Here is a 22,997-nt window from a genome sequence, read left to right on the forward strand (position 1 = left end):
TCTATGACCAGAATTACCTCTGAGCCTGGCTTCTATCAGGATCTCAATGAACTGCAGCAGATAAAGAGCAACCCGGATCAGCGCGCGGCCCTGGAGGCGGCGGCCGGTCAGTTCGAGGTGAGCTTCCTGCAGACGGTGCTCAAGCACATGCGCTCGGCCTCCGACGCCATGCAGGATGAGGACGACAAGCTCATCAAGGGAGAGGCGCTCTACCGCGACATGTACGACAGCCAGTTGGCGATGAGCCTGGTCAAGCGTGGCGGCATGGGGCTCACGGAGCAGATGGTCAATCAACTGGCCCCCACATTAAAGAATGCCGAGCCTGTGGTCGCTTCAGAACCCCAGACCCTGGCTGCCTTCAGTCAGCCTCTGAATTCGGCAAAAATGAGGAAAGTTGACTGATGTCGCTGCTCAATATCGGTTTTAGCGGACTCAACGCGGCGCAGATCGCGTTAAACGTCACCGCCCAGAATATCGCCAACGTCAACACAGTGGGTTACAGCCGCCAGGAAGCCATGATGGGCAGCCTGTCCGGTTTCGGTCGGCTGGATAACGGCATGGGGGTCGAGGTGACCGGGGTCCGCAGGATCACCGATGACTATCTGGTGTCCCAGCACTGGCGCAGCCGCTCCTCCACCGGCTCCTCCTATGCGTTTCATCAGTACATCAACACCACAGAGCAGCTGCTTGGCAGCGAATCGATGAACATCACCAAGGGGCTGGACAGCTTCTTCGCCTCCCTCAGCGCCGCCCTCGACAGCCCGGAGACGCCGGCGCAGCGCAGCCAGATCGTCAGCTCTGCCGGGGCGCTGGCCAACCGCTTCGGCCAGTTGAACGAGAGCCTGCTGACCCAGGAGAAGCAGATCGACGATCAGCTCGGCAGCACCATCACCCAGGTGAACAGCTATCTGAAACAGGTGGCCGAGCTCAACACCCAGATTGGCGAGCAGGCCTCCAAGGGGGTCAACACCTCGGCCCTGGAAGACAGCCGCGAGCAGATAGTGCGTGAGCTCTCGACCTTCATGGAGGTGCGGGTCAACCGCCAGAGCGACGGCTCCTTCTCCCTGAGCCTGCCCCAGGGCCAGCCCCTGGTGCTGGCGGGCAGCAGCAGTACCCTCTCCCTCACCGGCGATACCCTGAGCCTGAGCTTCGGGCCGCAATCCTTCGAGGTGCCCAAGCTGCAGGGCGGTACCCTGGCCGGGGTGCTGGAGTATCGCACCACAGTGCTGCGCCCCCTGCGCGACGAACTGAACCAGATAGCGAAGAAGCTGGCGGACGACTTCAACGCCAAGCAGGCGGGGGGCATCGACTTGAACGGTGACCCGGGCAAACCCCTGTTCAGCTACGACCCCCTCAACCCTTCCGGCACCCTCAAGGTGGCCGACGGCTTTACCGGCGATCACCTGGCCTTCGCCAAGGCGGGCGGCGGCAACGGCGACAACCGCAACTTGCAGGAGCTGCTGACCATCAAGGACAGCCAGTATGAGGCCTACAGTGCCCTGCTCGGCAAGATGGCGGTGCAGAGTGGCCAGGCCAAGGCGACCATGGAGGCCGATGCCAACATGGAGAAGCAGCTGGCGACCAAGCTCAGTAGTGTCAGCGGGGTCAACACCGACGAGGAGGGGGTCAAGATCATGGCCTATACCAAGGCCTATCAGGCCAATGCCAAGGTGATCAGCACCTCGGATCAACTCTTCAATTCCATCCTGAACATGTTCTGATGAGGCCGGCATGAGTATCAGCACCAATCAAAACCAACTCTTCCATTCCATCTTCAACATGTTCTGACGGAGTCCGCATGCGCATCAGCACCAACCAGATCCAGCTCAGCATGCTCGACAACCTGCAGCAGGGCTTCGGCGAGTATGCCCGCCTCGATCGCCAGATCTCCTCCAACAAGCGGATCCTGCAGCCCTCGGACGATCCCGTGGGCAGCGTGCAACTGCTCGGGCTGAAGAAGGAGCAGGCGGCGATGGCGCAGTACCAGAAGAACATCGCCAACGCCAAGAGCCAGCTCTCCCAGGGGGAGATCCAGCTCGAGACCATGACCAACATGCTGAGCCGTCTGCGGGATCTGACCCAGACTGCCGCCACCGGCTCCCTCTCCGAGGACGATCGCCGTGCCGTCTCCAGCGAGCTGGCGATCATCAAGGACGGCTTGCTGGATCTGGCCAATGCCCGCAACGAGAGTGGCTCCAGCCTGTTCAGCGGCAGCCAGGTGGACAAGGCCCCCATCGTCAAGGGACCGGGCGGCGACTATCTCTATCAGGGGGATGCCCTGGTGCGCGAGGTCGGCATCGCCAGAGGGGTCACGGTGGAGCTCAATCACACCGCGGACAAGCTGTTCATCCAGAACGGGGACTTCTTCAAGCAGCTCGACGACATGGTGGCGGCCTTCGACAGCGGTGCCGCGGATGCGACCGATCAGGCCAGAGCCATGCTGGATCGCAGTCTGACCCTGCAAGATGACATCAGCCAGATGGTCAGCACCATAGGGGCACGGATCAATCTGCTGGATCAGGTGGACGAAGGGCACGCCGAGAAGAGCACCTATAGCAAGGAAGTGAGCAATCAGATAGAGTCCCTCGATTACGCAGGGGCCGTGACCCAGCAGGCTCATGTGCTGATGGCGTTGCAGGTGCAGCAGCAGGCCTTCGCCAAGGTGAACGGGCTGAGCCTGTTCAACTACATGCCCTAAGTCTGTCTAAGGAGCCAGGATGCAGATTCAACAAACCCGCCCGGGCGGCGTGGCCGAGACGCCGGCCCAGCCCAGGCTGCATGGACGTTCGACTGCCCAGGCCAGCTCCCAGCAGACTCCCCGCAACGAGCGCCAGCCCAATGTCATCCGGCTGGATCGCTGGGCCCTTATCGGCACGGCGCAGCAGCGCATCGCCCATGCCCAGGGGGGCGAACAGGCCCTGAGCCAGGTGTGGGGCGAGCTGAAGCGCCTCGAACAACAGCTGGGCCAGCATAAGGCGGCGAGCGGGGATCTGGTCTCCCGCCTCAAGCTGTTGGAAGAGAAGCTGACCCAGCCGAAGGCCCCTCTGACCGCCGAACTCAAGCCACGCCTGCTGGCGTCGACGACGGATAGTCGGGTGCACTACAGCGCGGATCGCCTGGATCTGCTGAGCCCCAAGTCGAGTGCCGAGCGACTGGTCTTCTCCTTCCCCCAGACCAGCAGCGCCGTCGAGGTGCTGCTGCCCGCCGATGCCAGCGAGTCGGAGGCGGCCTCCCGTCTGGACAGGGCGCTGCGCAAGGAGCACATCCAGGCTCGTTTGAACGAGCTGGGCAAGCTGGAGCTGAGCGTGCCGGATCAGCACAGGCGCAAGCTGGACGAACCCGTGCTGCTGAGCGGGGAAGGCATCCGCATTCCTGCAGGCAACCCGGTTCCGGTGCAGTTCAAGCAAAGGGCCGGGCAGTTGACCCAGCTCGGCGAGGGGCTCGACAAGGGGGAGCTCAAGCAGGAGCAGCAGCGCCTCAAGCGACTGCTCGGCGAGATCGAGCAGTCGGTACGCGAGTTGAAGCAGTTCCGCCAGAAGATGGTCAAGCAGCTCGATCGGGTGAAGTCGCGCAGCCAGAGCATGCCGCAGGAGGAGCTGGCACAGTTGCAAGGCAAGCTCAGCCTGCAACTCAAGGAGGGGGGCTTCATGGGCACAATGTCAGGTCTCTTGGCCCAGGCCAATGTGTCGCGCCAGAACGTGGTGGCACTGCTGACCTAGGGCCGAGATGCCCGTCCCGCAAAAGAAACCGCCATGGGATTCCCCTGGCGGTTTCTTGTTTTCAGGGTTTCAGCAGGGCGTAGAGGCTGAGATCCGAGGCAAAGCCAGACTCGCTCAGTCCCTGTTCTATGGTCTTGAGAAAATTCGCGTTGTGCTGACGTATGGTGTGATAGCTGTAGAAGAGGTTGACCACGTCCTGCTCTTCCAGATCCTTGTCCATGGCCAGCAGACACAGATAGTTGCGTAGCAGGAAGTAATCTATCACCAGCAGCTGATAGGCCTGGAAGCGGTCGCTCTGCAGCAGCGGGAAGTTGTGGTGATAGACGTAGTAGAGCAGGTAGTTGTTCATGATCTGGGGACGCTCGGCCAGGAAGGGGGCAACCTTGTCGTGCCAGGTCTGCTGCAGGCGCGCGAGCTTGTCCTCATCATAGACCCCCTCCAGCACCAGATTGATCTTGTCGAGGCAGCGCTGCATCGTCTGCCGTCCCCGGCGCCCCTGTGAATACGCCAGCAACTGGCCGGTGATGGTCCTCAGTCCCCACCACTGCAACTGCGGCAGGGCGGGCAACTGTTCGAACATGGTATTGAGCTCCCCCCGCTCGGCCAGCGCCGCCACCTGATCGAGGAAGGCCTCGTGGGACAGGGCCGAGGGATCCCGGTGGATCAGCATGCCGATCAGCCACAGCCGTATTTCGACGGGGACATCGGTGGCCGCCAGCACATGGATGCTCAGGCTGTGCAGGGTCGCCATGGCGGTGGAGGGGGGCGTGGCAAAGGGCAGGGGCTGGGCGAGTTCGGTCACCTCTGTCTGCATCGCCAGGGGATCCAGCAGCAGCTGCCGGCACACCTCGGGGCAGGAGAGCATCAGGGACTTCTTGAGCTGGTTGCCGATGCGGGTCTGGGCTCTGGGGTAGGTCTTGCAGGTGTGGCTCAGCGCCTCCGGCCCCGCCTTGCTGTGGATCTGGCACAGACGATTCTCATCGAGGAAGGGGCAGGCGCCCTGCTCATCGAGCTTGATCTCCCCCCAGCGTTCGTTGCTCTCCTTCACCTTGCGAATGTGCAGTTTGCTCAGGGACTTGACCGCGGGATCCGGGTGCCGCTCGTAGTTGCGGAAGGTCTGCTTGTCGATGGTGATGGTCCAGCTATGACAGCAGTTGTCTTCACAGCGATCGCCGATGCACTGGAAATGTTGAACGAAACGAGGAGTGTAGAGCGAGGTTGCCATGTCGCGGTCCGGTAATGAGAGAGGACATTTTAAAAGCAATAAGCATGCCGGATGAGGCAGCGTCAGGACTGTGGTGTCTGAGGTGTCTGACAAAAAATATGCGGGGGCAGGACTACATTTTCCCGAGAAAGGGGTCGCCTATCTCTGATGTCAACCTAACAGGCTGCAACGCAGCGACTACTCGAGGAATACATCATGGGCTTGTCCATTCATACCAACTTCGCCTCCCTGACCACCCAGAACCAGTTGAACTCCACCAACAAGATGCTGGGCACCGCCATGCAGCGTCTGGGCACTGGCCTTCGCATCAACTCCGCCGCCGATGACGCCGCCGGTCTGCAGATGGCGACCCGCCTGCAAGCCCAGTCCAACGGCCAGAAGGTCGGCATGCGCAACGCCCAGGATGCCGTCTCCATGATGCAGACCGGCGAAGGTGCCCTGGACGAGATGACCAATATCGTCCAGCGCATGAAGGATCTGGCCACTCAGGGCGCCAACGGCACCACTAGCACCGAAGACTACACCGCCCTGAACGCCGAGTTCGGCGAACTGGCGAAAGAGCTGACCAACATCACCGACAACACCACCTTCGGCGGCCAGTCCCTGCTGAAGAAGGGTGCCGGCAACTTCGAGAAGGGCGCGGTCAAGTTCCAGATCGGTGGCACCGCTGCCGAGACCCTGAGCGTGGACATCTCCACCGACCTGAAGAAGGTGACCGGTTCTACCGCGAACTCCGGTCTGGATGGCGCCGCCCTGAAGGCCGGTATCGGTGATCAGACCAAGGCCTCTGCCGCCATCACCGAGATGGAAACCTTCCTGAAAGACATCGGCAGCGCCCGTTCTTCCTTCGGTGCCAACATCAACCGTCTGGAGCACACCGTTAACAACCTCTCCAACATGAAAGAGAACACCGACATGGCAAACGGCCGCATCATGGATGCCGACTTCGCCCAGGAGAGCACCAACATGACCAAGAACCAGATGCTGATGCAGGCTGGCATGTCCGTGCTGTCCAACTCCAACCAGATGACCGGCATGGTGACTTCCCTGCTGCGTTGATATCTGTGGCACCCATCCGCTGGATGGGTGCCTGTTTTCCCTTCCTGAACGTTTCTTCCTCTGCCTTCCTCGCCTTTTTCACCCTCATTTTCATTTGCCATTCAAGTCCTGAGCCTCCCCTGTCGCTTCTCCTTGTCGTAGAGTTCCCCGCTGCATTGCAGCCTTTTTGAGGAGTAGAACCATGGGTTTGTCCATTCACACTAATTTCGCCTCTCTGACCACCCAGAACCAGCTGAATTCCACCAACAAGATGCTGGGCACCGCCATGCAGCGCCTGGGTACCGGTCTGCGCATCAACTCTGCCGCCGATGATGCCGCCGGCCTGCAGATGGCTACCCGTCTGCAAGCCCAGTCCAACGGTCAGAAGGTTGGCATGCGCAACGCACAGGACGCCGTCTCCATGATGCAGACCGCCGAAGGGGCCATGGACGAGATGACCAACATCGTCCAGCGCATGAAGGATCTGGCCACCCAGGGTGCCAACGGTACCGCGAGTGCGGAAGATCGTCTGGCCATGGGGACCGAGATGAAGGAGCTGACCGCCGAGCTGAAGAACATCAGCGACAACACCAAGTTTGGTGGTGAGGCCCTGATCGGCGCAGGTGGCAAGTTCGAAGCTGGCACGGTGACCTTCCAGATCGGTGGCACCGCCGCCGAGAAGCTGGATGTGAAGGCCGACACCAACGTCAAGGCTGTCAACACCGCCATCACCACGGCGACCACGGATCTGGCCGCCGCCGATGTGGCAGCGACTGCCCTGGCGTCCACTGACTTCAATGCGCAGATCACCAAGATGGAAGACGCCCTGGATCTGATCGGTACCGCCCGTTCCCAGTTCGGTGCCAACATCAACCGTCTGGAGCACACCGTCAACAACCTCTCCAACATGAAAGAGAACACCGACATGGCGAACGGCCGCATCATGGATGCCGACTTCGCCCAGGAGAGCACCAACATGACCAAGAACCAGATGCTGATGCAGGCTGGCATGTCAGTGCTGTCCAACTCCAACCAGATGACCGGCATGGTAACTTCCCTGCTGCGTTGATGGGTTGCATGGCCGCTTCGAAAGGGGCGGCCCTTGTCTGACAATCGCTTGTCGGTTGGAAAGGACCGAGCCGGTGTTTTCCAACAGGCATGCCACTGAATAAGGGGATAAAGATGCAAATAGATCCGGCCAGCACGGCGATGCAACTGGTGGCCATCGAGCGCCAGAACATGGACAAGCTGCTGAAGAAGCAGCTGGACAGCGTCAAGGGGCAGCAGAGTGCCATCAGCAGCCTCACCACCAAGCTGTCGAGCTTCCAGACCCTGCTCAAGGACCTGAACAAGGCGACCAGCCTGCAGGCGCAGAAGGCCACCATGTCCCAGGAGGGGATCATGACGGTGACGAGCAATGGCAAGGCCAGCTCGGGCCAGTACAACTTCTTCGTGGAGCAGCTTGCTCAGTCCCATCAGGTCGGCCTGCAACTCGATAGCGACACTGCACCGCTGCCCGCCGACGGCGTCTTCTCCCTGACCGTCAAGGGCAAGACCATGAACATCGATCTGGCGACCCTGCCGGCCGGTGCCACCGCCAAGGATCTGGTCTCCCAGATCAACAACGCCAAGGACAACCCGGGCGTGAAGGCGACCCTGGTGCGCACCGACGGCAAGGTCAGCATGGTGCTGACCAGCAAGGATAGCGGGGTGGAGAACGCCATCACTCTGGGTTACAGCGGCAATGCGGCCAATGCCCTCGGGGTAGCCGTCACCGGCAAGACCGACATCACCCAGGCGCAGGACGCCAAGCTGCGGATGGGGGGCGACAACCCGCTCACCATCACCTCCGCCAGCAACAAGATAGAGAACGTGGTGGACGGTCTGACCTTCCAGCTGACCAAGGCGCAGAAGGTCGATGACGCGCCGCTGCTGGTGACGGTGGATCAGGACAAGGAGGCGGTGACCGGCTCCCTCAAGAAATTCGTCGACAGCTACAACGAGCTGGTGGATGAGCTGGCCAAGATGACCTCCAGCGATCCCAAGGCGCCGGGGGCCCTCTCCTCCGACAGCGGGGTGCGCAGTCTCAAGAGCATGCTGGCCCGCAGCGTGCGGGATCTGCCCGGCGATCTGACCCTGGGCAGTCTCGGGATCAAGACCGACAAGGCAGGCAAGCTCTCCTTCAACGAGACCGACTTCAACAAGGCGCTGGAGAAGGATCCCGAGCTGCTCGGCAAGGCCTTGATGGGGGATGACGGCCTGCTCAAGCGGATGAGCAACGCACTCGATCCCTACACCAAGCGGGACGGTGCGCTCAAGGGGCGCAAGACGGGTCTGGAGGCGAACGAGAAGCGGGTCAACGAGCGCATGGAGGCGCTGGATCGTCGTATGGATTCCGCGTATAAGCGCTACCTCAATCAGTTCACCACCATGAACCAGATGCTGCAAACCATGGGCGCGTTGTGAGTCGGTGATCCCGTATTTCCTGAATAAGTGAGTCTTTATGTTTGAACCCCAAGAAGGCTATGACGCCTATCAGTTCGCCGCCACCCAGGCCAAGGCGGCGAGCGCCGATCCGCACCAGCTGGTGCTGATGCTGATGGATGGGCTGCTCGACGAGATCGCCAGGGCCGAGGGCCATATCCTGGTCAGGCAGTATGAGCGCAAGGGTCAGTCCATCAACAAGTGCCTGCAGATCCTGGGAGGGCTCGACAGTGCCCTCGACATGGACAAGGGGGGGGAGCTGGCGGCCAACCTGCACCGCCTCTACGACTATTGCGGGCAGCGGTTGTTCGAGATCAGCGTGGGCAACGACGTCGCCGGCTTTGCCGAGGTGCGTCGCATCCTGCTGGAGCTGAAAGAGGGTTGGGAAGCCATGGCCCGCCATCCTCGCTGATGCGGAAGTCCCCCTTCCTCATCCGCCAAGGGCTGCGACTAACGCATTGAAATACCACAACTACATATCTGGCCTGCTCCTTGCTTACTGGCAAGGTCGTCTTATTTTGGGGCCATCATCATGTCCATGACCGGGGCCGTGCCGCCCAGCACGGAACGCGAGACTCGCCAGCGCCAGCTACTGGGGCTGGGACGTCTGATATTACAGCAGGCCCGTGCCGGGCAGTGGGACGCGGTGCGTCTGGCGGATCATCGCCTGGCCCGGCTCGTCGACCAGCTGCGCCAGCAACCGGCATTGTGGCAATCCCTGGTACCGGCCCGGGATCAGGTGCGTCACTGGCATCAGGAAGCCTTGGCGCTTTGCCAGCAGGAGACCGCCCAGCGCAAGCAGGAGTGGGATGCCCTCGCCCTCAGACGGGAAGGGCTGCAAGCCTATGACGAGGCGCAGGCATGGGCATGATCCCCTTCGTCGGTTCAGACCCGGCCCCCAATCTCGATACCCCTGGCTTCACGCGCCTCGCTCGTCAACCCGAGGGGCAGGGAGGGCAGTATCAGCCTCTGGAGTTCCAACAGGAAGCCCCTGCCATCTTGCCGCTCGATGAAGCATCCGCCCCGGAATCCGAGGTCGAGGAAGCGGACTTGCCCGAGCAGGATCCGACTGAGCAACTGCACGCCTTTACCCATATGCAGCCTGTGTTTGTCCGACCTGACGAGGGAGGCCGTCTGCCGCCACTGCGTCAGACTCCGGACATCTCCTCCCTGGCGCCGGATGCCGGGGGCGTTCAGGATGACGCACCCGCCGTCTCGCCCGCCCTGCGTGCCCTGGTGCGCCACGAGCGGCTGGAAACGGATCGCAGCCTGCCGATGGATCTGGTGTCGGGGCGCCGGGAGATGAGCGCCTCGCTCACCGGGGAGTTTGCCCGTCAGCTGGTGCAACCGGCCGTTCAGGCCGAGTCGTCGCTGCTGCACGGCAGATCGATGGCGGGCTTGCCTCCCCTGCCTGGTGCGGATGGCTCGTCAGAGCGGGAATCCCTTGTCTCGGATCTCAGAGGCATGTCCGCTCTGGCGCCCTCACCACTGACCAGGACGGCCGACTATCAATGGGCCCCGGCCCGCCTGAGCGACAACCAGACCCAGTGGGGGCAGCAACTGGTGGATGTCTTGAAGGACAAGCTCGAGCTGCAGGTGAATCAGGGCATCAAGCAGGCGCACATTCGCCTCGATCCTCCCGAGCTGGGGCGTCTCGAATTGACGGTCAGGGTCGAGGGGGATCGGCTCAGTGTGCAGCTCAACGTGACCAACCCTGCGGTGCGCGAGGCCATGATCCAGTCGATGGAGCGGCTGCGGATGAGCCTGGCCCCTCACCATGCCGGCGGCGTCGAAGTGAACGTCGGTCAGGGGGGAGAGCAGGAGCGGGGCGAGCGCTGGCAGCAGGAGAAGATCCTGGCGGGTCGGCGACAGTGGCAGGAAGAACAGGATGCATCGGGCGGTGCTGGCCAGGATTGGCTCAATGCCCTGGTGTGACATTTTTACAATCTGGCAATAGCGAGAGTGATTTCAAATTATGCGGCGTGTCATGAAGTGGATGATGTTGATGGTGATGGCACTGTGTCTGCTGGCGGCGCTGGCCTATGGCGCCTATCTCAAGCGAGACACGGTTGCCGTCTGGCTGGGGCTGGCGGAGGCCAAGCCCGAGCTGAGCAAGACGCCGCTGTTCAAGCCGATGGAGCGTTTCGTCATCAGCCTGGAGGGGGACACCGAACCTCATTATCTGGTGCTGGAGCTGGCGCTGGTGACCCACAATCCCCAGCAGCTGGAGACGCTCAACGAGCTGACCCCCCTGATCCGCAATGCCATGGTGCAATATTTCAGCCATCGCTCCCACGATGCGGTGAAGCTGGAGCTGCAAAACATCTCCGCCCTGCAGACCTCTCTGCTCGGCAAGCTGGTAGCGACACTGCAAGGGTATGGCTACAAGCCTTATCTGGATGAAGTGCTGGTCACCAAGGTACTGGTGCAGTAACGGACATGATGGACGCTGGCTGGGACACTCCCTGCGAACTGACCCCCTCGCCCCCCCGTACCGGCGAGCAGGCGATCCTGACCCGCTATCTGCCGCTGGTGAAGCGGGCGGCCACTCACCTGCGCAGCCAGGTCAGTGCCTGTTTCGATCAGGAGGACATGGAGCAGGTCGGCATGATGGGCTTGCTCGAGGCCTGGCGCCGTTATGGCAGCGAGCCGGATGCCCAGTTCGAGAGTTATGCGTTCAAGCGGGTCCGTGGCGCCATGCTGGACGAGCTGCGCCGCCTCGACTGGCGCCCCCGTCAGCTGCGCCAGCAGGTGCACGGGCACAACCAGGTGCAGCGGGAGCTGTTCAACCGGCTGGGTCGCAACCCGACCGAGCAGGAGCTGGCGCAGGCGCTGGGCTGCTCAGTGGAGGAGGTGCGTCAGCTGGCCTATGCCAGCCAGGCCGAAGCCTTGCAGAGTCTGGAAGAGTGGCTGGAGAACGGCGGCAGGGCGCCGGCCTCGGAGTCCGACGATGTGGACCTTGCCATGACCCTCGGCAAGGTGCTCGGTTCCCTGGACAAGCGGGAGCAACTGCTGCTCTCCCTCTATTACCAGCAGGAGCTGAACATGAAGGAGATAGCGCTGGTACTCGGTCTGACCGAATCGCGGGTGTGCCAGCTGCACAAGCAGTGCGTCCTTCAGCTCAAGCAACGTTTGGTCGACTCCATATATTAATGCCTCTCCCTGTGGGGGAGTCTTCTTGAATTCTGCGGGAGCATACATGCAAAAACAGATCGGTCTTGGTGTCATTTTCATTTGTGTGCTTGGCGGCTTCATGATGGCCGGGGGGCGGCCCATCGCCCTGTGGCAACCCGCCGAGCTCATCATCATCATAGGGGCCGCCGCCGGCTCCATGTTCCTTGGCAACTCCAAGGAGGTGATGCATGAGATGTGGCGTCAGGTGAAGCTTTGCTTCAAGTCCAACAAGGATGAGAAGGAGATCTACCGCGAGCTGCTGACCCTGATGCATCAACTGCTGGAGGAGACCCGCAACAAGGGGATGAAGGCGCTGGACGAGCACGTCGAGAATCCGCAGCAGAGCTCCGTCTTCCTGATGTATCCCCAGGTGTCGGAAGATCCGCAGTTGCTCGGCTTCATCATCGACAACCTGCGCCTGCTCGGCATGGGCAAGATCACCCCCCATGAGCTCGACACCATACTGGAGCAGGAGATCATGGCCATCGAAGAGGACATGCTCAAGCCGTCCCATGCCCTGCACAAGACGGGGGAGGCCTGCCCCGGTTTCGGGATCCTCGCGGCCGTGATGGGGATCATCATCACCATGCAGCAGCTCGACGGTCCTCTCAGCAACATCGGGGTGCACGTGGCCGCGGCCCTGGTGGGCACCTTCATCGGCATCTTCCTCTGCTACTGCCTGCTGGAGCCCATCAGCAATGCCATGGAGGAGATGGTCAAGCGCCGCATCGGCATGCTGATGTGCATCAAGTCGATCCTGATCGCCCAGCTGCGCGGCAAGACGCCGCTGCTCTCCGTCGATTCCGGCCGCAAGATGCTGGAGCCCGACGTGAAACCCAGCTTCCTTGAACTGGAAGACTGGGTGACCAACAGGGCCATGTAATGCGCAATCACGAGCAGATCATCATCAAGCGCCAGCAGCGGCGCAGCAGTGGCCCAAAGGGGGGCGGGGCATGGAAGGTCGCCTTTGCCGATTTCACCCTGGCGATGATGGCTTTCTTCATGGTGCTCTGGATCCTGGCCGTCTCCAGCCAGGAGGAGCGCGAGGTGGTTGCCAGCCGCCTGCGTGACTACAGCATCATGGACAGCGAGGCAAACCCCTTCGATATCCGCAACAGCCCCTATCCGGTGGATCTCGGCGGCAATCCCTCGGTGCTGGAAGAGTTGAGTCCGCAGTTTGTGGAAGAGGGGCAGCGGATGCCCAGACACATGGAGCGCAATCGCAGCATCTTCACCGACGGCGCACAGGGGGGTTACGAGAACCTGCTGGTGGGCAAGATCGAGGGGGAGATGCAGATGAAGCAGCTGGCCGGTTTCATCGGATCCATGGCGGATCAGATGCAGGCCAGAAACAACCTGGAGCTGCAACTGGTGCCCCAGGGGCTTCGCATCCTGATCCGCGATGATGACGAGCGCGAGATGTACAGCCGTGGCAGCGCCCGCATCAGCCCCTACTTCCGCCATCTGCTGATGGCGCTTGCGCCTATATTCCAGCGCGTGGAGAACCGGGTCATGATCTCCGGTCACACCGACAGCACGCCCTTTGCCGGTGACAACTACAGCAACTGGGAACTCTCCTCCGATCGCGCCATGATGGCGAGACGAGTCCTGCTCGCCGGCGGCATGCCCCCCGAGCGGGTGGGACAGGTGGTCGCCATGTCGGACACCATGCTGGACAACACCGCCGACCCCAGAGGCAGCCAGAACCGTCGCATCGAACTGCTGGTGATGACGACTCAGGCAGAGAAGAGCCTGGAGCAGCTGTTCAGCGCTCAAACCCAAGCCGCCACCCAGCAAGCCAAGGATGCCATTGCCCATGGGAACCCCTGATCTCGAACTGCCGGAAGTGACCCCGTTCAACGATCCCAGGCGCAAGGTACCCCGCTGGTATCTGCACGATGGCAGCACGCCACTGGAGTCCCAGAGCTGCGGCATTGCGGCCCGGCTCATGGTGTCTGGCCTGCTGTTTGACAAGCGCATAGGTCGGGCGGTGATCAAGGACATAGGGCCGGGGGGCGTCGGCTTTCTGGCCCCGGCCCGCTTCGTGCTGCCCGATACCGTCAGCCTGTCATTGTCGCCGCAGATAGTGCTGGAGTGCCGGATCACCCATCGCAGGGCGATAGGCCAGTACCTCAGTTTCTACGGTGCGCGCTGGGCCGATCCCGAGTCCGTCGATCTCGCCCCCGTGCTCAGCCACTGGCGTCACTGCTTCATGGCGCCAGCAGAGGGCGTGCCTGCTCCAATCCCAGTGGATCCGGCAACCGTTCAAGACTGATCCCCCCTCGTCCCATGTCCAGCCCCCTTGCCGGCTGCAACAGCAGGGGGTCATGCAGACTCTCCAGCGACACGGCGCGCGCCATCATTATTGGCTGCTCATTAGGTCGGCTGTCCGTGGGGGCCTTGCCCTGCCCATAGACGATGGGGCAGTCGCTCACTCCCTGCGCCTCGGGCAACCGCCAGGCCGGATTCCACCGGCTCGCCTCGTTCATGGACACTCCGCGAGCCATGGCCCAGCTCAGCAAGGAGCAGTCACCCGGCTGTCGCCACACCCTAATGCTCTCTCCCTCCTGCCAGGAGGGCAGCAGAAACTGATGGTACTCAGCCCTGTCCAGCAACTGGGAGAGGGCGATGAAACGTGCCACATAGAGGCGGGTCTCGGTCGGTAGCTGAAGCTCCCACAGATTGCGCGTCCCAGCCTTGAGTACCGCCTTGAGCACACGCCCTTCTCCCGCGTTATAGGCTGCCAGGGCCAACAACCAGTCCTGCCCGAAGAACTGATACAACCATCCGAGATAGGAGAGTGCGGCCTCCGTTGCCAGGGGCAGGGAATAACGGCCATCGAAGCTGGCCGTCATGGGGACGGAGAAACGGGCTGCGGTATCTGGCATCAGTTGCCAGGGGCCGGCGGCCCCGGCAGAGGAGACCACGTCCAGCCGATAGCTGCTCTCGATCAGGGGAAGGAAGGCCAGCATGGCAGGGAGCTTGCGTGCGCTGACCTGTTGCTCCACCCAGCGGATCATGGGTTGTGACTGGGTGATCCTGGTCTGCAGGTGGCTGCGTTGCTGCAGCAGAAACCGGGTCTGCTGAGTGACCAGTTCGGCACCCGCGCCGCCGATGGGGGTAGGAAAGCCCGCCTGCCAATGATACTTATCGTAGGCATGGCCATGGGCACTGTTCAGCAGAGACAAGCCGGTGAGAAGGTGAAGTGACAATTTGACAAAAAAGGGCACTGCCTGGCGGGTAAATGATAAAAACACGATATATCTCAACAGTTTTTGACAATATCTGTCGACTGTTCATGTGGTATCCAGGACGTGATAAGCATGATAACACGAGTAAAAAAGACCCCAAAGGCGGGCAGGGCGATTCAGAAATTTCTGCTTTATCTGATCCTCGTTAATTTTGGTTTGATGTGGCTCTATGTCATGTATGCCGATGAGCTGACATTTGGTTCCAACCTCCTGCTGACTTTTCTTCTGATCCTCTATAACCTGCTGCTCTGCCAGCTGGTGGTGCTGCGTGCCCGGCGGGCAGGAGATGGCTATATCATCTACCCGGTGGTGGGGGTGAGCATTATTCTGTGCGCCGTCGTACTGTTTCGTTTCATCATTTCACCCTGAAACCGATTATTTATGGTCCCCAGATGATTGGATAAATTTAATTCGATCATGAATAACTTGTGGAAAATCAACTCATTTAATCTGTAGCCTCCCCGCGCTGCGTCAATATGTTCCCCATGCCCGAGATCCTTGCTTGAAAAGCCCCCTGCTCGTCCTTAAACTTCATGGTGGAGAAAAGTGGATCAAAGTGGTTTTATTGGGCAATTTGCCTCCATAACTCACCTTCGGGGACTGCAATTTGTTGCGTGGCGCTCACGCCATCAGCCTGGACAGCAAAGGGCGACTGGCGATTCCGACCAAATATCGAGATTGGCTGCGCTCCGAGCGCGACGGCCAGCTGGTCTGCACCATCGACATAGCCCATCCCTGTCTGCTGCTTTACCCCCTGAGTGAATGGGAAGAGATAGAACGCAAGCTCAAGACCCTTTCCAGTACCAATCCGGCGGAACGCCGCCTGCAGCGCATGCTGCTCGGACACGCCACCGAGTGCGAGCTGGACGGCAATGGCCGTCTGCTGCTGAGCCAGCCACTGCGTAGCCACGCCGGGCTGGACAAGAAGATCATGCTGGTGGGTCAGCTCAACAAGTTTGAGTTGTGGGATGAAGCCCGCTGGCAACAACAGATCAATGACGACATCCTGGGCCTGCCCGAGGACGACTGGGCAAGTTCACCACGACTACAGGATTTTTCTTTATAAATGACCCAAGCCGCTGAACACATCACAGTGCTGTTGCACGAAGCCGTCGAAGGGCTGGCCATCAAGCCGGACGGTATCTACGTCGACGGTACCTTTGGCCGGGGTGGTCACTCTCGTCTGATTCTCCAGCATCTGGGCCCGAACGGCCGTCTGATCGCCATCGACCGGGATCCCCAGGCCATTGCCGAGGCGGCCAAGATCCAGGATCCCCGCTTCGAGATAGTGCACGGCCCCTTCTCCGGCATCACCACTTACCTGAGCGATCGCGGCCTGCTGGGCAAGATCGACGGCTTCCTGCTGGATCTGGGCGTCTCTTCTCCCCAGCTCGACGACGCCGAGCGCGGCTTCAGCTTCATGAAAGACGGTCCCCTCGACATGAGGATGGACCCGACCACTGGCCAGAGCGCTGCCGAGTGGCTGGCTCGCGCCGACGTGGATGACATCGCCTGGGTGCTGAAGACCTTCGGCGAGGAGCGTTTCGCCAAGAAGATTGCCCGCGCCATTGTCCATGACCGCGTCACCGAACCCTATGTGCGCACCCGTCAGCTGGCGGAGATGATTGCCCGGGTCAACCCGAGCAAGGAGAAGGGCAAGCATGCGGCAACCCGCAGCTTCCAGGCCATCCGCATCTATATAAACAGCGAGCTGGACGAGATCGAAACCGCGCTGAACGGTGCCCTGCAGGCGCTGGCGACCGATGGCCGCCTCTCCGTCATCAGCTTCCACTCCCTGGAAGACCGCCTGGTCAAGCACTTCATCCGCAAGCACGAGAAGGGGCCGGAAGTGCCCCATGGCATCCCGTTGACCGAGGCGCAGCTGGCCGGTGGCCGCAAGTTGAAGTCGGTCGGCAAGGCGCTCAAACCTTCCGAACATGAAGTCACCGAAAACACCCGATCCCGCAGCTCGGTGCTGCGAGTCGCCCAGCGTCTGGCGGATTGAGTCATGAGCGAGGTACGCATTCATCTGGCTAGGGAGATCATCGGTGATCTCTGGCGTCACAAGCTGCAGGTCGTGCTGACCCTGGCCGTGCTGATCACCGCCTTTGCGGTGATCCTGGTGACCAACATGACTCGCGGGTTGACGGCCAAGCAGAATGACCTGATGGCGGAAGAGGACAGGCTCAACATCGAGTGGCGGCACCTGCTGCTGGAGCAGGGTACCCTGGCCGAACACTCCCGTGTCGCGAGTCTGGCCATGGATAAATTGCAGATGGCTCGCCCGCTGGTGACCACCGAGAAGGTAATTACACAACCATGACACGCAAGGCCGCCACCAAGGCTCCGGCAAAGGACAAAGCCAAGGCGAAAGCTCCGTCACTCTACCCGTGGCGCTTTCGCACTCTGGTGTTTTTCATCGGGATTGCGTTTGCCGGCCTGATCCTGCGGCTGGCCTGGATCCAGGTGATAGATCCGGACCGGCTGCGCCAGGAGGGGGACATGCGCTCCCTGCGTACCACCTCCACCCAGGCGGTGCGCGGCATGATCACCGATCGCAACGGCGAGCAGCTGGCGGTTTCGGTGCCGGTCGAGGCGGTCTGGGCCGATCCCAAGACAGTCCACGAGTCCGGCGCCATCCACAACGAGCGCGCCTGGCTGGCGCTCTCCGCCGTGCTCAAGCTCGACATCAACACCCTCAAGCACCGCATCTCCAACCCCAGCAAGCGCTTCGTCTATCTGCAGCGTCAGGTGACCCCTGCCGTAGCGGAATACATCAAGGGTTTGAAGCTGGGGGGCATCTACCTGCGCCCCGAGGCGCGCCGTTTCTACCCGACCGGCGAGATCAGCGCCCACCTGGTGGGGGTGACCAACATAGACGGCAGCGGCATCGAGGGGATAGAGCGCAGCTACAACGAATGGCTGACCGCGACCCCGGGCGAGATGCGGGTGCGCAAGGACAGGCAGGGTCGGGTCATCGAGCGGCTCGGCCTGGTCAAGGAGGGCAAGCACGCCAACGATCTGCAGCTCAGTATCGATCAGCGGGTGCAGGCGCTGGCCTACCGCGCCCTCAAGCGCGCCACCGACGAGAACAAGGCGACCTCCGGCTCCATGGTGATGCTGGACGTCAAGACGGGCGAGGTGCTCGCCATGGTCAACACCCCCTCCTACAACCCGAACAACCGGGGCCAGTACCAGAGCTTCCGGGTGCGCAACCGGGTGGTGACGGACACTTACGAGCCGGGTTCGACCGTCAAGCCGCTGATCCTGCTCAGCGCCCTGCAGGCGGGCGTCACCAGCTGGAAGGACACCATACCCGGTGGTCCCCTGTACATCGGGGCCAAGCAGATCCGCGATGTGAGCATTCACAAGGCGACCAACCTGTACGACATACTGCGCTACTCCTCCAACATCGGCATGTCGCGCATCGCGCTGCGGATGCCGGCCCAGGAGATGATCAACACCCTCAGCATGGTCGGCTTCGGGATGGATACCGGCAGTGGCCTGATGGGGGAAAGCAGCGGCATGCTGCCCCAGCGCCGCCGCTGGTCCGACATCGAGCGAGCGACTCTGTCGTTCGGCTATGGCCTGCGGGTCACCCCGCTGCAACTGGCCTCCGCCTACGCCACCCTGGCCAACAAGGGCAAGCGGGTGCCGCTCTCCATCATCAAGGTGACCCAGCCGCCCAAGGGTGAGCAGGTCATCGACCACAACAACGCCACCGCCATGCTGCAGGCGCTGGAGTACGTGGTCAGCAATGCCATTCCCAAGGCACAGATCCCGGGTTATCGGGTCGGCGGCAAGAGTGGTACCGCCAAGGTCGCCGTCGCCGGTGGCTACGGCAAGGATTACATGGCCTGGTTTGCCGGTTTCGCACCGGCCAGCAACCCCCGTTTCGTCATGGTGGTGGTGATCAACGAGCCCAAGGGCGATGCCTATTACGGCGGTGCCGTGGCGACGCCGCCGTTCGCCGAGGCCATGGGGGGCGTGCTGCAACTCTTCAACATTCGTCCCGACGCCATCCCCCCCGAGGTGCCGGCGAAGCTTGCCCGTACGGAGGCCGCCCATGGCGCACCTCGTACCTGACAGGCATCCATGTTTCTCTGTCGACCCCGCCGCCGTCGGGGTGTTTTCCATGGCGCCGCACTCCCTGGGCGCCTGCATTCCTGTCCATTCGGAGGCTTCCCATGTTGCCGCCCCGCGCACTTGATCAACTCATGAGCCATTTCGGCATCCATGCCCCGGCGCTCGCCCTCACCGACATCCAGCTCGACAGCCGGCGGGTCGGGCCCGGTTCTCTCTTCGTGGCAATCCGGGGCCACCAGATGGATGGCAGGCGTTTCATCGAACAGGCGGTGGCTCAGGGAGCGACCGCCGTCCTGTTTGAGGAGGATGGGGAATTTGTGGCCCCCGCCACCTCGATCCCCTGTTTGGGGCTCAAGGATCTGCCCGCTCGTCTCTCCGAACTGGCCGGCCATTTCTATGACCATCCGGCGCAGAAGCTGCAACTGGTGGGCATCACTGGCACCAACGGCAAGAGCACCACGGCCCTGCTGGTCGCCAACTGGCGCACCCTGCTGGGAGGCAAGGCCGGGGTGATGGGCACCATAGGCAACGGCCTGTTTGGCAATCTGATCGAAGCGGAAAACACCACCGGCAGCGCCGTCCAGGTGCAGGCCAATCTGGCCGCCCTGCAGGGTCAGGGGGCGAGCCTGGTGGCGATGGAGGTCTCCAGTCACGGTCTGGTGCAGCACCGCGTCGCAGCCCTGCCGTTTTCCGCGGCAGTGTTCACCAACTTGAGCCGGGATCATCTGGATTATCACGGCACCATGGAGGCCTATGGCGCCGCCAAGGAAGAGTTGTTGAAACTGGTGGACGAGCCCTGCGCCGTCATCAATGCCGACGACCGTCTGGGGCGCCAGTGGCTGGCAGCCTACCCCGGCGCGGTGGCCTTCGGCGTGCATGGCCCGATTGAAAACCATGCCGGGCGACAGTTGACGGCGCAGGATCCCCATTTCCACCAACAAGGATTTGACACGCGCATTAACTCCAGCTGGGGGAATGGTGTATTATCCGCCCCCTTGCTCGGCCGCTTCAACGTCAGCAATGTGCTGGCCGCCATGGGCGCCATGCTGGTACTGGGTTACGACTTCGATGCACTGCTGGCCAGCGCCCCGAAACTGCAACCCGTGACCGGTCGCATGGAGTGCTTCGGCGGTGGCAAGGCGCCGCTGGCGGTGGTCGATTATGCCCACACCCCGGATGCGCTGGAGAAGGCATTGCAGGCCCTGCGGGTGCACTGCGAAGGCCGGCTCTGGTGCCTGGTGGGCTGTGGTGGCGACCGGGATCGCGGCAAGCGGCCCATGATGGCCGCCATGGCGGAGCAACATGCGGACTGCGTGATCCTGACCGACGACAATCCCCGTACCGAGGCGCCGGAGCAGATCATGGCCGACATGGTGGCGGGCCTTCGCGATCCTGCTGCCGTGCAGATCGAGCACGACAGGACCAAGGCAATCCAGCTGGCACTGAGCCAGGCGAGCAAGCAGGACATCATCCTGGTGGCCGGTAAGGGCCACGAGGATTATCAGATCATTGGAACCGACAAGCGGCACTACAGCGATCGGGAAACCGTCGCGGCCGCCTTGCACACATTAATGGAGTCATTCAGATGATGACCCTCAGGCTTGCCGAGCTGGCGCAGGTGCTCGATGCCCGTCTGATCGGCGGCGACCACGAAATCACGGCGGTCAGTACCGACACCCGCACCCTGGGCAAGGGGGCGCTGTTCGTCGCGCTGCGCGGCGAGCGTTTCGACGCCCACGATTTCTGCGACCAGGCCCTTCAGGCAGGGGCCTCTGCCCTGCTGGTGGAGCGCGAGCTGCCCCTGGCCATACCGCAACTGGTGGTGGCCGATACCCTCAAGGGACTGGGTCGCCTCGGCAAGCTGGTGCGCGAGCGCATCAATCCGAAAGTGCTGGCCATCACCGGCAGCTGTGGCAAGACCACGGTGAAGGAGATGGCGACCGCCATCCTGCGCTGTGAGGGGGAGGTGCTGGCCACCGCCGGCAACTTCAACAACGAAGTGGGGGTGCCGCTCACCCTGCTGCGCCTCGAACCTCAGCACCGGTTTGCTGTGATGGAGCTGGGTGCCAACCACCCGGGGGAGATCGCCTGGACCACCTCATTGGCCAGACCCGATGCCGCCATCATCAACAACGTGGCCGCCGCCCATCTGGAAGGCTTCGGCTCCCTGGAAGGGGTGTTCCACGCCAAGAGCGAGATTTTTGAGGGCCTGAGCGAGGGCGGCACCGCCATCGTCAATGCCGACAACGAGTTCTGGCCGAAGTGGCGGGAGCGGGGCATCCAGTGCGCCTTCTCCCTCGAGGATCAGAGCCAGCCCTTCCATGCCCGCGACATAGCGCTCAACGGGCAGGGCTGCGCCGAATTCGTGATGGTGACTCCCCAGGGGGAGGTGAAGCTGACCCTGGCCATTCCGGGCCGCCACAACGTGGCCAACGCCCTGGCTGCCGCCGCCGGTACCCTGGCGCTGGGCGCGTCGCTCACCTCCGTCAAGGCGGGGCTGGAGCAGATGGCACCGGTCAAGGGTCGCTTCTGCGTGCAGCGCTGGGGTGGTCTCACCCTGGTGGATGACACCTACAACGCCAGCGTGGAGTCCGTGCTGGCGGGCATCGATGCCCTGACCGCCATGAGCGGCTACAAGGTGCTGGTGTTCGGTGACATGAAGGAGTTGGGTGAGGAGTCCGCGGCCCAGCACGCCCGGGTCGGACACCACGCCCGCGAGCAGGGCCTCGACGCCGTGCTGACGGTAGGGGAACAGAGTCGTCACACCGCAGATGCCGCGGCGGGTCGACATTTCGATAACAAGGCGTCGTTGTTTGAAGTGCTTGCGCAAATGATAAATACACATCAAGAAATCTCGATCCTGGTCAAGGGTGCCCGCGGTTCCCGCATGGAAGATATCGTCAAGATGGTCGTTGACCGTCAGGAGTCAGCCACATGCTAGTCTGGCTGGCGGAACTGCTCACCCCGCACTTCACCTTCTTCAACGTCTTCTCCTACCTGACGTTCCGCGCCATCCTGTCGATCATCACGGGTCTGGTGGTGGCGCTCTGGATGGGGCCGCGCCTCATCCGTCGCCTGCAGATCCTGAAATTCGGCCAGGTGATCCGCAACGACGGCCCCGAGTCACACCTCAGCAAGAAGGGCACCCCGACCATGGGGGGCCTGATGATCATTGCGGCCATCTTCATCTCTGTGCTGCTCTGGAGCCGCCTCGACAACCCCTATGTCTGGCTGGTGCTGTTCGTGCTCGGCGCCTACGGCGCCATCGGCTTTGCCGACGACTACCTCAAGGTGGTGCGCAAGAACACCGACGGCCTGATCGCCCGCTGGAAGTACTTCTGGCAGTCGGCCGTCGCCCTGGCCGTGGCGGTGTTCCTCTATGCCACCGCGACCCATGACGGCCAGACCCAGCTGGTGGTGCCCTTCCTCAAGGATGTGATGCCGCAGCTCGGCCTGATGTTCATCGTGCTGACCTACTTCGTCATCGTCGGTACCTCCAACGCGGTCAACCTGACCGACGGCCTGGATGGTCTGGCCATCATGCCGACCGTGATGGTGGCGGGGGGCTTCGCCTTTGTCGCCTGGGCCACCGGCAACGTGAACTTCGCGAACTACCTGCACATTCCCTATGTGCCCTACACCTCCGAGCTGGTGATCGTCTGTACCGCCATCGTGGGCGCGGGTCTGGGCTTCCTCTGGTTCAACACCTATCCGGCCCAGGTCTTCATGGGGGACGTCGGTTCCCTGGCCCTCGGCGGGGCGCTCGGCACCATAGCCGTGCTGGTACGCCAGGAGTTCCTGCTGGTGATCATGGGGGGCGTCTTCGTGATGGAGACCGTCTCGGTGATCCTGCAGGTGGGGTCCTACAAGCTGCGCGGCGTGCGCATCTTCCGCATGGCGCCCATCCATCACCACTATGAGAAGAAGGGCTGGCCGGAGCCGCGCGTCATCGTGCGCTTCTGGATCATCACCCTCATGCTGGTGCTGCTCGGCCTCGCCACCCTGAAGGTGAGGTAAGCT

At 62.1% G+C, this 22,997-nt stretch carries 25 protein-coding genes; 23 read left to right on the top strand and 2 right to left on the bottom strand.

Features of this window, described 5'->3' with window-relative positions:
- Nucleotides 1-3: 3 nt before the first annotated feature.
- From AC1IN8_RS12245 to AC1IN8_RS12260, 4 genes are all read left to right on the top strand, one after another.
- Nucleotides 4-402: a rod-binding protein gene (locus AC1IN8_RS12245; protein ID WP_265435641.1), complete on the top strand. Its 399-nt coding sequence runs from the start codon at nucleotides 4-6 to the stop codon at nucleotides 400-402.
- On the top strand, nucleotides 402-1,721 hold the full coding sequence (gene lfgK, locus AC1IN8_RS12250; RefSeq protein ID WP_163155608.1) for a lateral flagellar hook-associated protein LfgK: 1,320 nt from the start codon (nucleotides 402-404) through the stop codon (nucleotides 1,719-1,721). The genes AC1IN8_RS12245 and lfgK overlap by 1 nt, the downstream gene beginning before the upstream one ends.
- A 77-nt stretch (nucleotides 1,722-1,798) precedes the next feature.
- A complete protein-coding gene (gene lfgL, locus AC1IN8_RS12255) occupies nucleotides 1,799-2,698 on the top strand; it encodes a lateral flagellar hook-associated protein LfgL (protein WP_265435642.1) in 900 nt (299 codons plus the stop codon).
- 19 nt (nucleotides 2,699-2,717) lie between these two features.
- Nucleotides 2,718-3,719, top strand: a complete 1,002-nt coding sequence (locus AC1IN8_RS12260; RefSeq protein ID WP_479758948.1) for a hypothetical protein — start codon at nucleotides 2,718-2,720, stop codon at nucleotides 3,717-3,719.
- Between the two features lie 61 nt (nucleotides 3,720-3,780).
- On the opposite strand, the gene fliB is transcribed toward AC1IN8_RS12260, so the two are convergent.
- Nucleotides 3,781-4,944: a flagellin lysine-N-methylase gene (gene fliB, locus AC1IN8_RS12265; RefSeq protein WP_479758949.1), complete on the bottom strand. Its 1,164-nt coding sequence runs from the start codon at nucleotides 4,942-4,944 to the stop codon at nucleotides 3,781-3,783.
- 195 nt (nucleotides 4,945-5,139) lie between these two features.
- On the opposite strand from fliB, the gene lafA (AC1IN8_RS12270) reads away from it, so the two are divergent.
- The 11 genes from lafA (AC1IN8_RS12270) to AC1IN8_RS12320 all read left to right on the top strand — a co-directional run bounded on the left by lafA (AC1IN8_RS12270) (nucleotide 5,140) and on the right by AC1IN8_RS12320 (nucleotide 13,915).
- On the top strand, nucleotides 5,140-6,003 hold the full coding sequence (lafA, locus tag AC1IN8_RS12270) for a lateral flagellin LafA (RefSeq protein ID WP_139438965.1): 864 nt from the start codon (nucleotides 5,140-5,142) through the stop codon (nucleotides 6,001-6,003).
- A gap of 181 nt (nucleotides 6,004-6,184) precedes the next feature.
- A complete protein-coding gene (gene lafA, locus AC1IN8_RS12275) occupies nucleotides 6,185-7,051 on the top strand; it encodes a lateral flagellin LafA (protein WP_139438968.1) in 867 nt (288 codons plus the stop codon).
- A gap of 113 nt (nucleotides 7,052-7,164) precedes the next feature.
- The gene (lafB, locus tag AC1IN8_RS12280; RefSeq protein WP_479758950.1) at nucleotides 7,165-8,448 is read left to right on the top strand and encodes a lateral flagellar capping protein LafB; all 1,284 of its coding nucleotides are present in this window, start codon (nucleotides 7,165-7,167) and stop codon (nucleotides 8,446-8,448) included.
- Between the two features lie 37 nt (nucleotides 8,449-8,485).
- Nucleotides 8,486-8,878 (top strand): lateral flagellar export chaperone LafC, encoded by a 393-nt coding sequence (lafC, locus tag AC1IN8_RS12285; protein WP_139438972.1) that lies wholly within the window; start codon nucleotides 8,486-8,488, stop codon nucleotides 8,876-8,878.
- A gap of 120 nt (nucleotides 8,879-8,998) precedes the next feature.
- Nucleotides 8,999-9,337: a LafX gene (locus tag AC1IN8_RS12290; RefSeq protein WP_479758951.1), complete on the top strand. Its 339-nt coding sequence runs from the start codon at nucleotides 8,999-9,001 to the stop codon at nucleotides 9,335-9,337.
- Complete coding sequence (locus AC1IN8_RS12295; RefSeq protein WP_479758952.1) at nucleotides 9,328-10,401, top strand: flagellar hook-length control protein FliK; 1,074 nt, start codon at nucleotides 9,328-9,330, stop codon at nucleotides 10,399-10,401. The genes AC1IN8_RS12290 and AC1IN8_RS12295 overlap by 10 nt, the downstream gene beginning before the upstream one ends.
- Nucleotides 10,402-10,441: 40 nt before the next feature.
- On the top strand, nucleotides 10,442-10,900 hold the full coding sequence (lafF, locus tag AC1IN8_RS12300; protein ID WP_025328471.1) for a lateral flagellar basal body-associated protein LafF: 459 nt from the start codon (nucleotides 10,442-10,444) through the stop codon (nucleotides 10,898-10,900).
- A gap of 5 nt (nucleotides 10,901-10,905) precedes the next feature.
- Nucleotides 10,906-11,619, top strand: a complete 714-nt coding sequence (gene lafS / locus AC1IN8_RS12305; RefSeq protein ID WP_139438978.1) for a lateral flagellar system RNA polymerase sigma factor LafS — start codon at nucleotides 10,906-10,908, stop codon at nucleotides 11,617-11,619.
- A gap of 46 nt (nucleotides 11,620-11,665) precedes the next feature.
- Nucleotides 11,666-12,523, top strand: a complete 858-nt coding sequence (gene lafT / locus AC1IN8_RS12310; RefSeq protein ID WP_042653233.1) for a lateral flagellar motor stator protein LafT — start codon at nucleotides 11,666-11,668, stop codon at nucleotides 12,521-12,523.
- On the top strand, nucleotides 12,523-13,470 hold the full coding sequence (lafU, locus tag AC1IN8_RS12315) for a lateral flagellar motor protein LafU (protein WP_139438982.1): 948 nt from the start codon (nucleotides 12,523-12,525) through the stop codon (nucleotides 13,468-13,470). The genes lafT and lafU overlap by 1 nt, the downstream gene beginning before the upstream one ends.
- Entirely contained in the window at nucleotides 13,457-13,915 is a 459-nt protein-coding gene (locus AC1IN8_RS12320; protein WP_479758953.1) for a hypothetical protein, read from the top strand. Before lafU ends, AC1IN8_RS12320 begins: the two co-directional genes overlap by 14 nt.
- Here AC1IN8_RS12320 and AC1IN8_RS12325 read toward each other — a convergent pair.
- Nucleotides 13,851-14,708, bottom strand: a complete 858-nt coding sequence (locus AC1IN8_RS12325) for a lytic transglycosylase domain-containing protein (protein ID WP_479759209.1) — start codon at nucleotides 14,706-14,708, stop codon at nucleotides 13,851-13,853. The genes AC1IN8_RS12320 and AC1IN8_RS12325 overlap by 65 nt on opposite strands.
- A gap of 255 nt (nucleotides 14,709-14,963) precedes the next feature.
- Here AC1IN8_RS12325 and AC1IN8_RS12330 point away from each other — a divergent pair, with 255 nt between their 5' ends.
- From AC1IN8_RS12330 to mraY, 8 genes are all read left to right on the top strand, one after another.
- Entirely contained in the window at nucleotides 14,964-15,260 is a 297-nt protein-coding gene (locus AC1IN8_RS12330; RefSeq protein WP_025328465.1) for a hypothetical protein, read from the top strand.
- Between the two features lie 238 nt (nucleotides 15,261-15,498).
- On the top strand, nucleotides 15,499-15,957 hold the full coding sequence (mraZ, locus tag AC1IN8_RS12335; RefSeq protein ID WP_005332092.1) for a division/cell wall cluster transcriptional repressor MraZ: 459 nt from the start codon (nucleotides 15,499-15,501) through the stop codon (nucleotides 15,955-15,957).
- Nucleotides 15,958-16,896 (top strand): 16S rRNA (cytosine(1402)-N(4))-methyltransferase RsmH, encoded by a 939-nt coding sequence (gene rsmH / locus AC1IN8_RS12340; protein ID WP_139438986.1) that lies wholly within the window; start codon nucleotides 15,958-15,960, stop codon nucleotides 16,894-16,896.
- Between the two features lie 3 nt (nucleotides 16,897-16,899).
- Entirely contained in the window at nucleotides 16,900-17,214 is a 315-nt protein-coding gene (ftsL, locus tag AC1IN8_RS12345) for a cell division protein FtsL (RefSeq protein ID WP_171273125.1), read from the top strand.
- Nucleotides 17,211-18,977, top strand: a complete 1,767-nt coding sequence (locus AC1IN8_RS12350) for a penicillin-binding transpeptidase domain-containing protein (RefSeq protein WP_139438990.1) — start codon at nucleotides 17,211-17,213, stop codon at nucleotides 18,975-18,977. The genes ftsL and AC1IN8_RS12350 overlap by 4 nt, the downstream gene beginning before the upstream one ends.
- A gap of 101 nt (nucleotides 18,978-19,078) precedes the next feature.
- Nucleotides 19,079-20,566: a UDP-N-acetylmuramoyl-L-alanyl-D-glutamate--2,6-diaminopimelate ligase gene (gene murE, locus AC1IN8_RS12355; RefSeq protein WP_479758954.1), complete on the top strand. Its 1,488-nt coding sequence runs from the start codon at nucleotides 19,079-19,081 to the stop codon at nucleotides 20,564-20,566.
- The gene (murF, locus tag AC1IN8_RS12360) at nucleotides 20,563-21,918 is read left to right on the top strand and encodes a UDP-N-acetylmuramoyl-tripeptide--D-alanyl-D-alanine ligase (RefSeq protein WP_479758955.1); all 1,356 of its coding nucleotides are present in this window, start codon (nucleotides 20,563-20,565) and stop codon (nucleotides 21,916-21,918) included. The genes murE and murF overlap by 4 nt, the downstream gene beginning before the upstream one ends.
- Nucleotides 21,912-22,994: a phospho-N-acetylmuramoyl-pentapeptide-transferase gene (gene mraY, locus AC1IN8_RS12365; protein ID WP_005332102.1), complete on the top strand. Its 1,083-nt coding sequence runs from the start codon at nucleotides 21,912-21,914 to the stop codon at nucleotides 22,992-22,994. The genes murF and mraY overlap by 7 nt, the downstream gene beginning before the upstream one ends.
- Nucleotides 22,995-22,997: the final 3 nt, after the last annotated feature.

Source organism: Aeromonas sp. 130281, assembly GCF_056642115.1.

Bases quoted from the DNA above. Each gene is read 5' to 3' on its own strand.
- ftsL (WP_171273125.1), top strand. From the start codon at position 16,900: ATGAGCGAGGTACGCATTCATCTGGCTAGGGAGATCATCGGTGATCTC.
- AC1IN8_RS12350 (WP_139438990.1), top strand. From the start codon at position 17,211: ATGACACGCAAGGCCGCCACCAAGGCTCCGGCAAAGGACAAAGCCAAG.
- AC1IN8_RS12320 (WP_479758953.1), top strand. From the start codon at position 13,457: ATGGGAACCCCTGATCTCGAACTGCCGGAAGTGACCCCGTTCAACGAT.
- lfgL (WP_265435642.1), top strand. From the start codon at position 1,799: ATGCGCATCAGCACCAACCAGATCCAGCTCAGCATGCTCGACAACCTG.
- AC1IN8_RS12245 (WP_265435641.1), top strand. From the start codon at position 4: ATGACCAGAATTACCTCTGAGCCTGGCTTCTATCAGGATCTCAATGAA.
- AC1IN8_RS12295 (WP_479758952.1), top strand. From the start codon at position 9,328: ATGGGCATGATCCCCTTCGTCGGTTCAGACCCGGCCCCCAATCTCGAT.
- lafT (WP_042653233.1), top strand. From the start codon at position 11,666: ATGCAAAAACAGATCGGTCTTGGTGTCATTTTCATTTGTGTGCTTGGC.
- lafU (WP_139438982.1), top strand. From the start codon at position 12,523: ATGCGCAATCACGAGCAGATCATCATCAAGCGCCAGCAGCGGCGCAGC.
- AC1IN8_RS12260 (WP_479758948.1), top strand. From the start codon at position 2,718: ATGCAGATTCAACAAACCCGCCCGGGCGGCGTGGCCGAGACGCCGGCC.
- fliB (WP_479758949.1), bottom strand. From the start codon at position 4,944: ATGGCAACCTCGCTCTACACTCCTCGTTTCGTTCAACATTTCCAGTGC.
- lafB (WP_479758950.1), top strand. From the start codon at position 7,165: ATGCAAATAGATCCGGCCAGCACGGCGATGCAACTGGTGGCCATCGAG.
- lafA (WP_139438965.1), top strand. From the start codon at position 5,140: ATGGGCTTGTCCATTCATACCAACTTCGCCTCCCTGACCACCCAGAAC.
- lafS (WP_139438978.1), top strand. From the start codon at position 10,906: ATGATGGACGCTGGCTGGGACACTCCCTGCGAACTGACCCCCTCGCCC.
- murE (WP_479758954.1), top strand. From the start codon at position 19,079: ATGTTGCCGCCCCGCGCACTTGATCAACTCATGAGCCATTTCGGCATC.
- lafF (WP_025328471.1), top strand. From the start codon at position 10,442: ATGCGGCGTGTCATGAAGTGGATGATGTTGATGGTGATGGCACTGTGT.
- lfgK (WP_163155608.1), top strand. From the start codon at position 402: ATGTCGCTGCTCAATATCGGTTTTAGCGGACTCAACGCGGCGCAGATC.
- AC1IN8_RS12290 (WP_479758951.1), top strand. From the start codon at position 8,999: ATGTCCATGACCGGGGCCGTGCCGCCCAGCACGGAACGCGAGACTCGC.
- murF (WP_479758955.1), top strand. From the start codon at position 20,563: ATGATGACCCTCAGGCTTGCCGAGCTGGCGCAGGTGCTCGATGCCCGT.
- lafC (WP_139438972.1), top strand. From the start codon at position 8,486: ATGTTTGAACCCCAAGAAGGCTATGACGCCTATCAGTTCGCCGCCACC.
- AC1IN8_RS12330 (WP_025328465.1), top strand. From the start codon at position 14,964: ATGATAACACGAGTAAAAAAGACCCCAAAGGCGGGCAGGGCGATTCAG.
- mraY (WP_005332102.1), top strand. From the start codon at position 21,912: ATGCTAGTCTGGCTGGCGGAACTGCTCACCCCGCACTTCACCTTCTTC.
- lafA (WP_139438968.1), top strand. From the start codon at position 6,185: ATGGGTTTGTCCATTCACACTAATTTCGCCTCTCTGACCACCCAGAAC.
- rsmH (WP_139438986.1), top strand. From the start codon at position 15,958: ATGACCCAAGCCGCTGAACACATCACAGTGCTGTTGCACGAAGCCGTC.